Origin of the sequence: Burkholderia savannae (assembly GCF_001524445.2) — a bacterium.
Taxonomy (GTDB): domain Bacteria; phylum Pseudomonadota; class Gammaproteobacteria; order Burkholderiales; family Burkholderiaceae; genus Burkholderia; species Burkholderia savannae.
Genome location: NZ_CP013418.1, coordinates 976491 through 990886, shown reverse-complemented (window position 1 = coordinate 990886; position 14396 = coordinate 976491). Strand labels below are relative to the sequence as shown.

The 14396-nt window shown below is 67.9% G+C and carries 12 protein-coding genes and 2 pseudogenes; 10 read left to right on the top strand and 4 right to left on the bottom strand.

Translation table 11 applies throughout. From position 1 onward, the window contains the following. Nucleotides 1-387: 387 nt before the first annotated feature. Nucleotides 388-801, top strand: a pseudogene (locus tag WS78_RS25395) (helix-turn-helix transcriptional regulator); the annotation flags it as partial. Nucleotides 802-817: 16 nt separating this feature from the next. Here the strand turns inward: WS78_RS25395 and WS78_RS25390 are convergent. Then, nucleotides 818-2023 (bottom strand): IS110 family RNA-guided transposase, encoded by a 1206-nt coding sequence (locus WS78_RS25390; RefSeq protein ID WP_059581319.1) that lies wholly within the window; start codon nt 2021-2023, stop codon nt 818-820. Between the two features lie 232 nt (nt 2024-2255). Between WS78_RS25390 and WS78_RS25385 the strand changes: the two are divergent. The 8 genes and pseudogenes from WS78_RS25385 to WS78_RS25345 all read left to right on the top strand — a co-directional run. Continuing rightward, nucleotides 2256-2549, top strand: a pseudogene (locus WS78_RS25385) (response regulator transcription factor); the annotation flags it as partial. 452 nt (nt 2550-3001) lie between these two features. Continuing rightward, on the top strand, nt 3002-4504 hold the full coding sequence (locus WS78_RS25375; protein ID WP_038744041.1) for an aldehyde dehydrogenase family protein: 1503 nt from the start codon (nt 3002-3004) through the stop codon (nt 4502-4504). Nucleotides 4505-4541: 37 nt separating this feature from the next. Continuing rightward, a complete protein-coding gene (locus WS78_RS25370) occupies nt 4542-5888 on the top strand; it encodes an aspartate aminotransferase family protein (RefSeq protein ID WP_038744043.1) in 1347 nt (448 codons plus the stop codon). Between the two features lie 140 nt (nt 5889-6028). Continuing rightward, nucleotides 6029-7519, top strand: a complete 1491-nt coding sequence (locus WS78_RS25365; protein ID WP_059582554.1) for an APC family permease — start codon at nt 6029-6031, stop codon at nt 7517-7519. Then, a complete protein-coding gene (locus WS78_RS25360) occupies nt 7516-8136 on the top strand; it encodes a DUF3156 family protein (protein ID WP_059582550.1) in 621 nt (206 codons plus the stop codon). Before WS78_RS25365 ends, WS78_RS25360 begins: the two co-directional genes overlap by 4 nt. 91 nt (nt 8137-8227) lie before the next feature. Then, entirely contained in the window at nt 8228-9166 is a 939-nt protein-coding gene (locus tag WS78_RS25355) for a helix-turn-helix domain-containing protein (RefSeq protein ID WP_059582582.1), read from the top strand. A gap of 231 nt (nt 9167-9397) precedes the next feature. Next, nucleotides 9398-10600, top strand: coding sequence for a porin (locus tag WS78_RS25350; RefSeq protein WP_059582546.1), 1203 nt, complete (start codon nt 9398-9400; stop codon nt 10598-10600). A 148-nt stretch (nt 10601-10748) separates the two neighbouring features. Next, nucleotides 10749-11282 (top strand): GNAT family N-acetyltransferase, encoded by a 534-nt coding sequence (locus WS78_RS25345; RefSeq protein ID WP_059608721.1) that lies wholly within the window; start codon nt 10749-10751, stop codon nt 11280-11282. Here the strand turns inward: WS78_RS25345 and WS78_RS25340 are convergent. Next, nucleotides 11279-11890, bottom strand: coding sequence for a LysE family translocator (locus WS78_RS25340; protein ID WP_038744186.1), 612 nt, complete (start codon nt 11888-11890; stop codon nt 11279-11281). The genes WS78_RS25345 and WS78_RS25340 overlap by 4 nt on opposite strands. A 172-nt stretch (nt 11891-12062) precedes the next feature. On the opposite strand from WS78_RS25340, the gene WS78_RS25335 reads away from it, so the two are divergent. Further along, nucleotides 12063-12542: a GNAT family N-acetyltransferase gene (locus WS78_RS25335; RefSeq protein WP_038744190.1), complete on the top strand. Its 480-nt coding sequence runs from the start codon at nt 12063-12065 to the stop codon at nt 12540-12542. Between the two features lie 325 nt (nt 12543-12867). On the opposite strand, the gene WS78_RS25325 is transcribed toward WS78_RS25335, so the two are convergent. Then, entirely contained in the window at nt 12868-13929 is a 1062-nt protein-coding gene (locus WS78_RS25325; RefSeq protein ID WP_038744052.1) for an alkene reductase, read from the bottom strand. Nucleotides 13930-13978: 49 nt separating this feature from the next. Next, on the bottom strand, nt 13979-14284 hold the full coding sequence (locus WS78_RS25320) for an ArsR/SmtB family transcription factor (protein ID WP_038744054.1): 306 nt from the start codon (nt 14282-14284) through the stop codon (nt 13979-13981). Nucleotides 14285-14396 lie beyond the last annotated feature (112 nt).

Here is a 14396-nt window from a genome sequence, read left to right as displayed (position 1 = left end):
TCGCGCGCGAGCGCCGGCTCGTGTCCGCGGCGGTTTGCACGGCGTGCGAGCCGGGCGGCACCTGCGGACGGCCGATTCGCGCGACTCGGCCGCCCTGAGTCGCGAAACGTGCGGCGCAAGCGGCGTCGATGCAGGTTTCGGCGCCCGTCTCGACGACGGCGCGCGGTGAAGCGGTTTTCATGCTCGGTCCTCCTCGAATCGGTGATCGATGGCCGTGACTGCAGATCGAGTGTAGGGATCGCACGCGCGGCGCGATATTTGTCGCTCGGCTGACTTGACGCCCGTACGATTTGCCGATCCGTGCTCACGGTTGCGACGGCGGCGCGCCCATGCTGCCGGAGTCGCCCGCTCGCGATCGAGATGCCCGCCGCCATGACGCACGACCCAGTGACGCACGACCCAGCCGAACCCGATGCCGACGCGCACTGCGCGTCGTACGCGCATGCGTTGCGAACCTGCGTGGCTTCGCTGCAGGCGCTCGCGCGGCCGACGGCGACGGTGTTCTACCGGATCGACGCGAGCGGCGAGCCCGTCGATTTCGAGTTGTTCGGGATGACGGCCGGGATGCACCGCGCATACGTGAGCCGCTACCGGCCGCTCGATCCGCTGCATCCGTCGCGTTGCGCGGCGCAGCCGGGCGCGGTGGTCACGCTCGCGTCGCAGTTGCCGGACGAACGGCGCGACGCGTCGTCTTACTGGACGGGCTTCCTGCGGCGGCACGGCGTCGCCGACGTCGTCGAGGTGCTGCTGCGCGACGGCGGCGCGGTGATTGCCGCGTTCTCGCTGCTGCGTCTGGAGGGTGCCCCTATGTCTTTCGTCAAGCGTTAGGGGCTGACTTGGGTTGGTAAATGGTGCCATCACGCAGCATGGCGAACAGGACGTCGCAGCGTCGTCGTGCCAGTGCGATGAGGGCCTGGTTGTGGCGCTTGCCTTGCTGGATCTTGCGCGAGTAATAGGCCCGCGAGACTGGGTCTCGTAAGGCCGCGAAGGCAGAGAGGAACAAGGCTCGCTTGAGCACCTTGTTGCCCCGTCTGGATGGATGCTCGCCACGGATCGACGAGCCTGAGCGCCGGGTGACCGGCGCGAGGCCAGCGTAGGCCGCCAGATGCGCGGCGGAGGCGAAGGCTTTATGGGCGACTTCGGTCAGGAGTCTGGCGGCGGTCCTGACGCCGACTCCCGGCATGCTGGTCAGGACCGGCCAAAGAGGGTGAGCAAGCACCAGCCGCTCAACTTCGGCGGCGATTTCGTCACGCTGCTTGCGCAAGGCGGCGAGTTGCTGGGCCAAACGAGGCATGACGATGGTGGCAGCCTGCGTGCCGGGCACGATCACGGCTTGCTCGTTCAGCGCGTGAACGATTTCGGCCGCCAAGTTCTTGCCCATGCGCGGTGCGAGCTTGATGAGGCGGTTGGCGAGGGTCTTCTCGCTGGCAGCGGCAAGTGCGCTTGGGGACGGGTAGCGCTCAAGCAGATCGAGCACCGCCGGATGGTCGAGGCGCGGTCCGAGAACGCGCTCGAGCGCCGGATGGATTTGAGTAAGCAAGCCGCGAATGCGGTTGCTGGTCTGCGTGACCTGAGCGGCGAGGTCGTCATCGAAGCCGCACAGCATGGTGAGCTCGGCGAGCTGCTCGTCGGCGAGTCGAAGCGAGCGCAGCGTATGCGGCATCGAGCGAGCGGCTTCGGCGATGATCGCGGCATCGCGGGCATCGGTCTTGGCTTCGCCGGCGTGCAGATCGGCAATACGGCGCATGGCCAGTCCGGGAAGATAGGCGACGAGTATGCCTTCAGCACGGGCGACGGCTACAGGAAGCGCACCTATGGTGGAAGGCTGGTCGACGACGAACAGAAGTCGGCCGTGAGTCTTGAGCTCGGCGATGAGGGCTCGCAGCTTGACCTCGTCGTTGGGTAGCGCCTGGTTGTACAGACGCTTGCCATTTCGATCGAGTGCAACGGCGTGATGCTGGCCTTTACCGACGTCGACGCCGATGAAGATATCGATGGCGTCATGTTGTTGGGTTTCTTGCATCGCAGTTTATGCAGAGTGAACGGATTGGCCTGCAACAACGGTGGCAAGTCTCGGCATCCACGTTACGGACGGCGTCGGGATATCCCGGCCAAACCCCTATCAGCGATCACCAGCCACCCACCAGGCCCGGTGACAACACCCCCCGGATCATGACTGCGACTGGGGGCGGGAATCATACCGGGCCTGGCTGGCCAAAACCCCGATTATCGGGGCGTGAAGATAGTAACGGGGCGGTCGCTATTCGGCAGCCGAGATTGCGGCGCTGCGCGTGATCCAGCCGGTCATCGAGGTGGCGCTGCTGCCGCCGTTGCGTGCGGTGCGCGGGATTCGGCGGATCGCATGCGACGCGCGGCTCACGCATCGCGAGGAGCAGATCGCACGCCTCGTGCGTGACGGGCGCTCGAACAAGCAGATCGCGCGCGACCTATCGCTCGGCCAGCCGACCGTCAAGACGCACTTGCTGCGGATGTTTCGCAAGCTTGGCGTATCGAACCGGACCGAGCTCGTCGGCGCACTGTTCCTTTGACTGGCGCTCGGGTGGCGCGGAGGCGGAAGATGCGGCCGCCGCGCGGCGCTGTTCGCGTGGCCGCGAAGGCGGTCGAGGCGAAGAATGCGGAGCGTGGCCGCTTGATTCGCGGAAGCGACGTGTCTTGAATTCCCGGCCGACTGCCGACTGCCGACTGCCGACTGCCGACTGTCGACTGCCGACTGCCGACTGTCGAAAGTCGAAAGTCGAAAGTCGAAAGCCGAAAGCCGAAAGCCGAAACGGCAAAGGTTGGATGAGTAAAGACCTGAGCCGAGCGTCCAAAGCCCAAAGCCCAAACACAGCCTCCTCCCCGGCGTCGCGCCGTCCCCCGCCAACCTGCCAATTTGCGCTAACCCGCCGCGAAACGCGGTCGCTACAGTGGTGCGCAATCGCCCGCGCGGCCGTCTTTTCGCGCGGGCGTCGAACGGTCAAACCACCATTGCGAGACGCTTATGACAAAGACGGACATCGTCACCGTGACCGATGCGGTGCGCGCGTTCACCGAGCGCGAATTCGGGATCTTCGTCGACGGCGCGATGCGTGCCGCGCATTCGCCGCGCCGGCTCGACGTGTTCGACCCGGCGACGGGCGAGCGTCTTTCGCGCGTGCCGGACGCCGACGCGCACGATGTCGACGCCGCCGTCGCGAGCGCGAAGCGCGCATTCGACGCGCGCGCGTGGAGCGGGCTGCGGCCCGCCGATCGCGAGCGCATCCTGCTGAAGCTCGCCGACGTGCTCGACGCGCATGCCGAGGAACTCGCGCAGCTCGAAACGCTGAACCAGGGCAAGTCGATTCTGGTATCGCGCGGCGTCGAGGTTGGCGCGACGATCGAGTACGTTCGCTACATGGCCGGCTGGGCGACGAAGATCACCGGCGAGACGCTCGACGTATCGATCCCGTTCCCGCCCGGCGCGCGCTACACCGCGTACACGCGCAAGGAGCCGGTTGGCGTCGTCGCCGCGATCGTGCCGTGGAATTTCCCGCTGATGATCGCCGTCTGGAAGCTCGTGCCGGCGCTTGCGGCAGGCTGCACGGTCGTCCTGAAGCCATCGCCCGAGACTCCGCTCACGGCGCTGAGGCTTGCCGAGCTCGCGCTCGAAGCGGGCGTGCCGGCGGGCGTGTTCAACGTGGTGACGGGCGGGCGCGAATGCGGCGCCGCGCTCGCGAGCCATCCGTCGATCCGCAAGATCTCGTTCACCGGCTCGACCGCGACGGGCAAGCTCGTCGGCGCGGCCGCCGTGCAGAACATGACGCGCTTCTCGCTCGAGCTGGGCGGCAAGAATCCGATCGTGATGCTCGAGGACGTCGACGTCGAGCAAGCGCTCGGCGGCGTGGCGGCCGGCGCGTTCTTCAACCAGGGGCAGGTGTGCGCGGCCGCGTCGCGCATCTACGTGCACCGCAGCAAGTTTCGCCGGCTCGCGGACGGGCTCGCCGGCATTGCGGCGTCGATGCGGCTCGGTCCGGGCCTCGATCCCGCCGCGCAGATCAACCCGCTCGTGTCCGCGCACCATCGCGACAAGGTCGTCGGGCACATCGAGGCGGCGCGCCGCGACGGCCTCACGTTCCTCGCGGGCGGCTCGCCCGCCGACGATCTGCCCGGCTACTTCGTGCGCCCGGCCGTGATCGCCGACGCGGCGCACGACAGCGCGATCGTGCGCGACGAAGTGTTCGGCCCGGTCGTCGTCGTGCTGCCGTTCGACGATCCGGCCGACGCGGTGCGGCTCGCGAACGCGTCGCCGTACGGGCTCGCCGCGAGCCTCTGGAGCAACGACCTGAAGGCGGTGATGGATCTCGTGCCGCGGATCGAGGCGGGCACGGTCTGGGTCAATTGCCACATCCCGCTCGATCCGTCGATGCCGTTCGGCGGCTACAAGCAGTCGGGCATCGGCCGAGAGTTCGGCCATCATGCGATCGAAGGCTTCACCGAAACCAAATCCGTCTGCATCGCGCACTGAACGCGCGGGCGGCTCGATTCTTCCCCGGAGCAATGCAATGAGCTACAACGATTCCCGTTTCTGGCACCCGATGCTGCACCCGAACGACATGAAGCGCCGCGAGCCGATCCGCATCGTGCGCGGCGAGGGCTGCTACGTGTACGACGAGCGCGGGCATCAGCTCGTCGACGGCGTCGCGGGCCTATGGAACGTCAACGTCGGCCATAACCGCGCCGAGGTCAAGCAGGCGATCGTGCGCCAGCTCGACGAGCTCGAATACTTCCAGCTGTTCGACGGCATCACGCATCCGCGCGCCGAGGAGCTGTCGAAGCGGCTGATCGACATGATGGAGCCCGAAGGGATGCGCCGCGTGCTGTACAGCTCGGGAGGCTCGGATTCGGTCGAGACGGCGCTCAAGATCGCGCGCCAGTACTGGAAAGTGCGCGGGCAAGCGGATCGCACGAAGTTCATCTCGCTGAAGCAGGGCTACCACGGCACGCATTTCGGCAGCGCGTCGGTGAACGGCAACACGGTGTTCCGGCGCAACTACGAGCCGAACCTGCCCGGCTGCTTTCACGTCGAGACGCCTTGGATCTACCGCAATCCGTTCACGCAGGACCCCGAAGAACTCGGCCGCATCTGCGCGGAGCTGCTCGAGCGCGAGATCCTGTTCCAGAGTCCGGACACCGTCGCCGCGTTCATCGCCGAGCCGATCCAGGGCGCGGGCGGCGTGATCGTGCCGCCCGCGAACTACTGGCCGCTCGTGCGTGAAGTCTGCGATCGCTACGGCGTGCTTCTGATCGCCGACGAAGTCGTGACGGGCTTCGGGCGCAGCGGCAGCCTGTTCGGCAGCCGCGGCTGGGGCGTGAAGCCCGACATCATGTGTCTCGCGAAAGGCATCTCGTCCGGCTACGTGCCGCTCGGCGCGACCGCGGTGAACGCGCGGATCGAGGAGGCGTTCGCGTCGAACGCGGATTTCAGCGGCGCGATCATGCACGGCTACACGTACTCGGGGCATCCGGTCGCGTGCGCGGCGGCGCTCGCGAGCCTCGACATCGTGCTGCGCGAGGATCTGCCCGCGAACGCGGCGAAGCAGGGCGCGCACCTGCTCGAATCGCTGCAGCCGTTCGTCGAGCGCTTCGGTTCGGTCGGCGAAGTGCGCGGCAAGGGGCTGATGGTCGCGCTCGATCTCGTCGCCGACAAGGCGACGCGCACGCCGATCGATCCGATGTCCGGCTACGCGAACGCGGTTGCCGAGGTCGCGCGCGAGCACGGCGTGCTCGTGCGGCCGGTCGGCACGAAGATCATCCTGTCGCCGCCGCTCGTGATCGAGCGCGAGCAGATCGAGCGGATCGTCGCGGGCCTCGAGGCCGGCTTCGAGGCGACGCCGTTCGCGGGCGGCTGATCGCGACGATCGCAGGCGGCGGATGGCCGACGGCCGGGGCGGCGTGCGCGCAGCCCCGGCCGTTTTGCCAATTTGCGCTACATGCAGGAATTTTGGCCTCCGTATTTTCTCGACATTGACGCATCGCAAAGGAGACGAGGATGTCGGATTTGTCAGACTATTCGAATGCGGGGGCGGGATCGGCGGCGGGCGGCGCGAGCGGCCGGCCCGCGCTGGCGGCGGGCGCGGTGGGTTTTCCGACGGCGCTCGCGAGCGCCGTCGGCCTCATCATGGCGAGCCCGGTGATCCTGACCGCGACGTCCGGCTTCGGGATGGGCGGCTGGGCGTTCGCGGTCGCGATGATCATCGCGTTCGTGATGATGCAGGCGCAGGCGACGACGTTCTCCGAGGCGGCCGCGATGTTGCCGACGGCCGGCTCCGTCTACGATTACCTGTCGTGCGGGCTCGGCCGTTTCTGGGCGATCACGGGCACGATTTCCGCGTACTTTCTCGTCCACGTGTTCGCGGGCACGGCCGAGACGATCCTGAGCGGCATCATGGCGCTCGTCAACTTCGAATCGCTGAACGCCGCGTTCGAGCGGCACAACAGCGCGTGGCTCGTCGGCGTCGGCCTCGTCGCGACGTTCGCGGTCACGAACATCATCGGCATCAAGGTGTTCAGCAAGCTCGAGGTCGTGCTGACGATCGGCATGTGGCTGTCGCTGATGATCTTCGGCGTGCTCGGGCTCGCGGCGGCGCCCGCCGTGCAGCTCGACGGCTGGTTCGGGCGCTCGGAAATCGGCGCGTCGGTGCCGGCCGTGCTGTCGCTCGTCGGGATGGCGATGTTCATGTTCGTCGGCTGCGAGTTCGTCACGCCGCTCGCGCCGGAAATGAAGACGCCCGGCAAGACGATTCCGCGCGCGATGGCGCTCGGGCTCGCGGGCGTCGCGGTCTGCATGTTTCTCTACGGCGCGGCGATCAAGCGCCAGGTGCCGAACGTCGCGGTGACGGCCGACGGCCTCACGCATCTGCTCGACACGCCGGGCGCGATTCCCGCATTCGCGTTGCAGGTGCTCGGCCCGTTCGGGCGCGTGTGGTTCGGCGTCGCGTTCCTGTTCGCGGGCGCGGCCACGATCAACACGCTGATGGCCGGGCTGCCGCGCATCCTGTACGGAATGGCCGTCGACGGCGCGCTGCCGAAATGCTTCGCCTACCTGCATCCGCGCTTCAGAACGCCCGTCGTCGGCATCGTCGCGGCGGCCGTCGTGCCGATCGCGCACGCGTGGATCATCCACGGCGACCTCGACAGCATCATGCACCTCGTGCTCGCCGCGACCTGCGCGTGGGGCACCGCGTACCTGCTCGTCACGCTGTCGGTCGTGATGCTGCGAATTCGCCGCCCGGACCTGCCGCGGCCGTACCGGTCGCCGTGGTTTCCGCTGCCGCAGATCGTGTCGAGCGTCGGCATCGTGCTCGCGATCTGGTACATCGCGCCGCCGGGGATGAACAGCCGCGACGTCTACGTGCCGTTCGGCACGATGCTCGGATGCACCGCGCTCTATGCGCTGTTCTGGACGGTCGTCGTGCAGCGCAAGCATCCGTTCAGGCCGGTGCCCGTCGAGGAAGTGCTGCACAACGAGCACGTGCGATGAGCGGGCGCGCGACGGCGGCCGGCCGCGCCGCATCCGCGGCCGGGTGGCGGCGCTGGTTCGCGCCGGCGCCCGTGCCCGGTTATCGGTGCGGCGCGACGCTCGCGCGCGTCGCCGCGGATCTGCGCGCAATGCTCGCCGTCGACGGTGAGCCCGCCGCCGCGCGGATCTTGCTCGGCGACGGCATCGAACTGCACGCGGCCGAGCGCGTCGACCGGCAATTTCTGCTGCATACGGTCAGCGTGCGGTTGGAGCGGACGCTCGCCGGCCCCGTGGCGAACGGATCGGCGTCGATCGCCGCGCGCGGCTGGCTGCGCCGCGGGCCGGTCGAGGCAGCGATCGCGCGCGACGCCGACGCGCAATTCGCCGCGCATGTCGCGACGCTGCTCGCCACGCCCGCGCTCGGCGTGCCGCTCGCGGCGCTCGATCTGACATACTGTGAAATCGCCGCGCGCGGCCCGCGCTGGGTGTTGAGCATCGTGCCGTTCGGCGGCAGCGAAGTGGTCGGCAGGATGCCGTCGTTCCGGCGCTACGTGCGTCTCGCCGATACGCAGTGCGAAGCGCTGCGTGCGGCGTTCGCCGGTTTCGAAGCCGCGCTTGCGCGTGCGTCGGGCGATTGACGACGGGCGGTCGGCCGAGCGCGTGCGCACCGCCGCGCGGGTGGCTGTCGCCGCCGCCGTCACGTCGCATCGGAATTCTCTGGAGGCATCGATGTTGTTCCAGTCGCGTTCGCTCGAAGACGTCCACGACCACGGGCTCGCCATCGCCGGCTGGCGTCAGGTCTACCGGCAGATGACGCCCGGCCGTTTCAAGGGCACGGTCACGCAGGTTTTGTACGACGATTTCCATTTCTTCCGCGAAACGACGAACCGCCGCGTCGCGCAGACGGGCATGTCGCCGGAGGGGCGCATGTCGCTCGCGGTGCCCGTGCTCGCGCCGCTGTCGGGGACGTTCCAGCGGCAGCACGTCGACGGCTACGCGCTTCTCGCGCTGCGCCCCAGCGAGGATTTCGAGTTCTACACGCCGGAGGGGATGCGGCTCGTCGGCATCAGCGCCGCACCGGACATGATCGACGAGCTGTGCGAGGCAGAATTCGGAACGCGCGACAGCCGCGCGCCGCGACACGTGATCCGGCTCGCGGACGAGCGGGGCGCGGCGCTCGGCGCGCGCCTGTCGACGTACATCGACGAGGCGCAGCGCAACCCGGCGTGGCTCGAATACGACGCGACGCGCAAGATGTTTCGCGATGCGATGCTCGGCGTGTTCCTCGATGCGCTCGCGAGCGCGGTGGGCGAAGAGCGGCGAGACATCACGCATGCGACGTACAGCGACATCGTCCGGCGCTGCGAGCGTTATCTGGGGGCGCGGCCCGAAGAGCCCGTGACGGTGCTCGAGCTGTGCCGCGCGCTGCGCTGCAGCCGGCGCACGCTGCAGACGAGCTTCCAGCGCGTCGCCGACGTGACGCCCGTCACCTACTTGCGAACGATCCGCCTGAACGCGGTGCGCCGCCTGCTGCGCACGACGTCCGCCGATGCGCTATGCGTCGGCGAGGCCGCCGCGCGTTGGGGCTTCACGCATCTCGGCTATTTCGCACGCGAGTATCGCGGCCTGTTCGGCGAGCTGCCGTCGCAGACGCGGCGCTCGTCCTGAACGTCGTCGGCATGGCGCGTTGCGTGCGCGCCGCGTCCGCCGCGTGCGCGAAGCGCCCGTGCGCACGTCTGTCCGTTCGCAATCCCGACCTCGCCCGTCATCGCGGCGACGCATTTGCCGATTTGGGATACAGGGCCAAAATTTTCGCTGGATAGAGTTCCACCACCGCCGCCGATCGAGCCGCGTCGATCAGTCGATTGGCAATCCAAATCAACGACGGGAGTGGGGGACATGCGGATCAAAGCCTGGATCGCGGCCGGCGTCGCCGGCGCAGCCGTCGCGCCCGCTTGCGCGCAAAGCAGCGTCACGCTGTACGGCACGGTGGACACCGGCGTCATCTATTCGACCAATCAGCAGGTCACGCACGCGGACGGCGGCGTGAGCGGCGGCCACGCATGGCAAATGGGCGGCGGAAACCTGGTGCCGTCGCGATGGGGTTTGCAAGGCGCGGAGGCGCTCGGCGGCGGCTTGAAGGCCGTGTTCGCGCTCGAGCAGCAGTTCCTGTCGGCGAACGGCCAGGCATTGCAGGGCGGCGCGGCGTTCAGCCGCCAGGCGTGGGTCGGCCTGCGTCACGACGCGTACGGCACGCTCGGCGTCGGACGCCAATACGATTCGTACACCGATACGCTCGGCGCATATGTTTCGAGCAACAACTGGGCGACCCCGTACGGCTCGCATCTCGGCGACGTCGACAATCTGAACGCGGCGTTCAACTTCAACAACGCGATCAAGTTCACGAGCGCCGATTTTCACGGACTGACGTTCGGCGGCACGTTCAGCTTCGGCGGCCGGGCGGGGGATTTTTCGGCGCATCGCGGCTATGCGGTCGCGGCCGCATACAACCGCGCGCCGGTATCGTTCGGCATCGGCTATTTGAACTTGCGGCAGCCGCTCGACGCGGCGCTCGGCGGCGCGAGCGGATACATCGGCGATTTCGCGTGCGGCAACGCGGGCGCGATGTACTGCTTGCTTCAGGATGCGGTGTCGATGCTGGCGTTCGGCGTCGGCGGATCGATCGCGTTCGGCGAAGCGACCATCGCGCTCACGTACACGCATACTCGTTTGGGCGATAGCGCGTATTTTGCGGCTGCCGCGCATCCGTCGCGCGCGTCGATCGCGTTCGACATCGCCGAGCTGAACGCGGCGTATGCGTTCACGCCGATGCTGCGCGGCGGCGTCGCGTACATTTTCAACAATGCGAAGGCCGACCCGCGCGGGACGACGCGCTTTCATCAACTGAATGTCGGCGCGAACTACAGCTTGTCGAAACGGACTGTGCTCTACGCGGTCGCGATCGGCCAGATCGCATCGGGGCGCGGGCTCGGCAGCGACGCGAACGGCGCCCCCGCGAATTACGCGCAGATTCCCGTGCTCGCGAACAGCAACTCGAATCGACAACTCGCGGTGATGGCGGGGGTGAAGGTGGATTTCTGACGCACGGCGAATGCGGGAACGTGCGCGCGAGCGCCGAGGAGGCGCTTCATTTCTGCGCGAACCGCGCGGGAAGGAGCGAATGCGGCTGTGCTCGCCACGTTGTCGCAACGCGCGATTGAGCGATTGCGTGTTTTCGGCAGAGGCTGCAATGAACGCAGCGATTTCCGCGCCGAGGCGGGCGGCCCCTCGGGACGTGTCCGCGATTCGCGCGTTGACGCGAGCGGCGCATGCGAAACGGGTGCCGCTCGTCGGCCGTGAGCCTAAGCGGATGACGGCGGATCACGCCGAGGCGGTGGCGAATCCTCTCGTCCATTTGATGGAGGCCGGCGAAATTCCGGTCGCGCTGATCGAACTGGTGCTCAACGACGATCACGTGGCGATCGAGAACGTCGCGGTTCTGCCGGCGTATCAAGGGTGGGGCCTCGCTCGCCGATTGCCGGACTTCGCGCAACGGGGGGGGCGGCGTCGCGCGGCCGCGTGGAGATCCGCCGCTACACGAATACGTTGTTTGTCCGGAATGTCGAGATGTGCGGTCGGCCAGGTTGTGGGATCGATCGCGAAGAGGCGTTCAAAGGCGGACACCTCGTGCATTTCTCCAAGCGTTGCTGACGCGCGGCGCGCGGTCTGGCGGCGCTGCCTGCGCGAAATGGCGCACAGGCGCATCGTTTTGCCGCGCGGCTAGCGCGTCGCGATCGCGGCGGCGGCGCCCGCCATCGCGGCCGCGCTCGCTCGATTGGCGGCCTTCACTGCGCGACGGCTCGTCAGCAGCGCTCGGGCGCGCGCGGCGAGCAACGCCCATGTGCAGTCGATCGCGATCAATACGACCAGCAGCGTCAGCGTCAACTCGAACCATGCGACGGCGCCGACGTGCGACAGATCGACCATCGTCGGCAGTAATGCGACGTAGAAGATCATGATTTTCGGGTTCCCTAGCGTAACCGCGAGACCGGCCAGGAACATGCGCAACGGCGATTGTCCGCTCGGAAGCGTGCCGGATTGTACGTCGGAGGGCGCGAACCACATCTTCCACGCGAGAAACAGCAGGTAGGCGATGCCGACGAACTTCAGCACGAGAAAGCCGACCGCGAACGTGCGCGCGACCACGGCGAGCCCCGCGACCGCGCACGTGAGCCAGATCACTTCGCCAAGCCACATCGCCGCGAGAAACGGCAGGACATCACGCATGCCGTTCGTCAGTACGCGGGCGACCAATGCGGCGATGCTCGGGCCCGGCGAGCCGGCGGCGATCAGGAGTGCGGCGGCGAAGACGGCCAGGCTGGAAAGCGGCATGTCGAATCTCCCGGTGCGATGCACGATGGCAAACGACGCGAAGAATTCATTATAGTGGCGGCGACTCGCATCCAACCGACCGATTGGCCATTCGACTGTGACCGAATCCGACTCCACCGCGCAACGAACCCCGATCCGCATCCGTGCCGCGCGCATCGATGAAGCGCCGCTGATGGCCGACATCGAAGCCGCCGCCGCGCGCCGTTTCGGCGATGTCGGCATGCCGCACATCGCGTCAAGCCCGCCGACCGACCTGGCCGATCTGCGCGCGCGGATCGACGGCGATCGCGCGCTCGTCGCCGTCGATGACGCCTGCGGACGCATCGTCGGCTTTGCGATGTACAGAATGCTCGACGCGTCGCGTCTCTATCTCGAGGAACTGGACGTTGCGCCCGAGCATGCGGGGCGGCGAATCGGCTCCGCGCTGATCGAGGCCGTCGCGGCGCGCGCGCCCGGCGCGGGCGTGCGGCAGATCGTGCTGTCGACGTTCCGGCACGTGCCGTGGAACGCGCCGTATTACCGCCGCCTCGGCTTCGTCGATCTCGACGACGACATGCTCGATCCCGTGCTGGCGGCGATACGCGCGGCGCACGTCGCGCACGGGCTCGACGAATCGCAGCGCGTGTTCATGAGCCGCCCCGTCGGCGAGTAGCGCCGGCGTCGGCGCTGGAATTCGACGAACGGTACACCGACCATGCTCGACCGCCGACCGCCGACCGCCGACCGCCGACCGCCGACCGCCGACCGCCGACCGCCGAACACCGAACACCGAACACCGAACACCGAACACCGAACACCGAACACCGAACACCGAACACCGAACACCGAACACCGACCACCGAACACCGAACACCGACCACCGAACACCGACCACCGACCACCGACCACCGGCCGCCGGCCGCCACGCCGAATTCCGAAAACCGGAAGAGCCGACGCTCAACCACCCGCGATCGGCCCGCCCCGGTCCACAAACGTCCTCACGCCGCGCTTTCGAGCGTCGGGTAATCCGTATACCCCGTTTCGCCTTCCGAATAGAACGTCGCGGAATTCGGCTGATTGAGCGGCGCATTCAGCTCGAATCGACGCGGCAGGTCCGGATTCGCGATGAAGAGCTGGCCCCACGCGACCGCGTCCGCCTGCCCGGCTTCGAGCGCCGCTTGCGCGCTTTCGAGCGTGAATTTCTCGTTCGAGATGAACGGGCCGCCGAACGCTTCCTTCAATTGCGGGCCGATGGCGTCGCCGCCGAGCGATTCGCGCGCGAACAGGAATGCGATGTTGCGTCGGCCGAGTTCGCGCGCGACGTAGCCGAACGTCGCGGCCGGGTTCGAATCGCCCATCGTGTGCGAATCGCCGCGCGGCGCGAGGTGCACGCCGACGCGCGCCGCGCCCCAGACGTCGATCGCCGCGTCGACCACCTCGAGCAAGAGGCGCGCGCGATTCTCGATCGAGCCGCCGTACGCGTCGGTGCGGCGGTTCGAGCCGTCCTGCAGGAACTGATCGAGCAGATAGCCGTTCGCGCCGTGCACCTCGACGCCGTCGAAGCCGGCCGCGCGCGCGTTCTCCGCGCCGCGGCGGAATGCGGCGACGACGCCCGGGATCTCGTCGAGCTCGATCGCGCGAGGCGTCACATAGGGCCGCTGCGGGCGCACGAGGCTCACGTGGCCGCCGGGCGCGATCGCGCTCGGCGCGACGGGCAGCGCGCCGTCGAGAAAGACCGGGTCGGATACGCGGCCGACGTGCCAGAGCTGCAGGAAGATACGGCCGCCGGCCGCATGAACGGCGTCCGTCACTTGCCGCCAGCCCTCGACCTGCTCGGGTGACCAGATGCCGGGCGTGTTCGCGTAGCCGACGCCCTGCGGCGTGACCGATGTCGCCTCGCTGATGATGAGCCCCGCGGACGCGCGCTCGGCGTAGTACCGCGCCATCAGCGCGTTGGGAACGCGCGAATCGCCGGCGCGGGCGCGAGTCAGCGGCGCCATGATGATGCGGTTCGGCAGCGTCAGGTCGCCGATGGTCAGCGGATCGAACAGAGAAGGCATGAGGGACCTCATCGAGTGTGGCTAAGCCCTTGCGGCGAACGGGCGGGTGTCAAAGGCCGCGATGCAGCGAATCGAGAAACGCTTGAATCACCGCGTCGTTGCGCTTGAAGAACGCCCATTGGCCGACGCGGGTCGACGTGACGAGCCCGGCGCGCTCGAGCGCGGCGAGATGCGCGGACACGGTCGATTGCGACAGTCCGCACAGCGCATCGATCTGGCCTGCGCAGACCCCGTGCGGAAACGGTCCTGCGTGCGAGGCCGGGAAGTGCTTGTCCGGCTCCTTGAGCCACGCGAGGATCGCGCGGCGCACGGGGCTCGCGAGCGCTTTGTGAATGGCGTCGGCGTCGAGATTCATCGGCAGGGCGGTGCAATCGTGCGGATCGTCGGTCCCCGAAGCTTAGATCGGTCAATGACGATATAAACAGCAACACTCTATTGACTAGGGGCGATTGATGTCCGCAATCGGC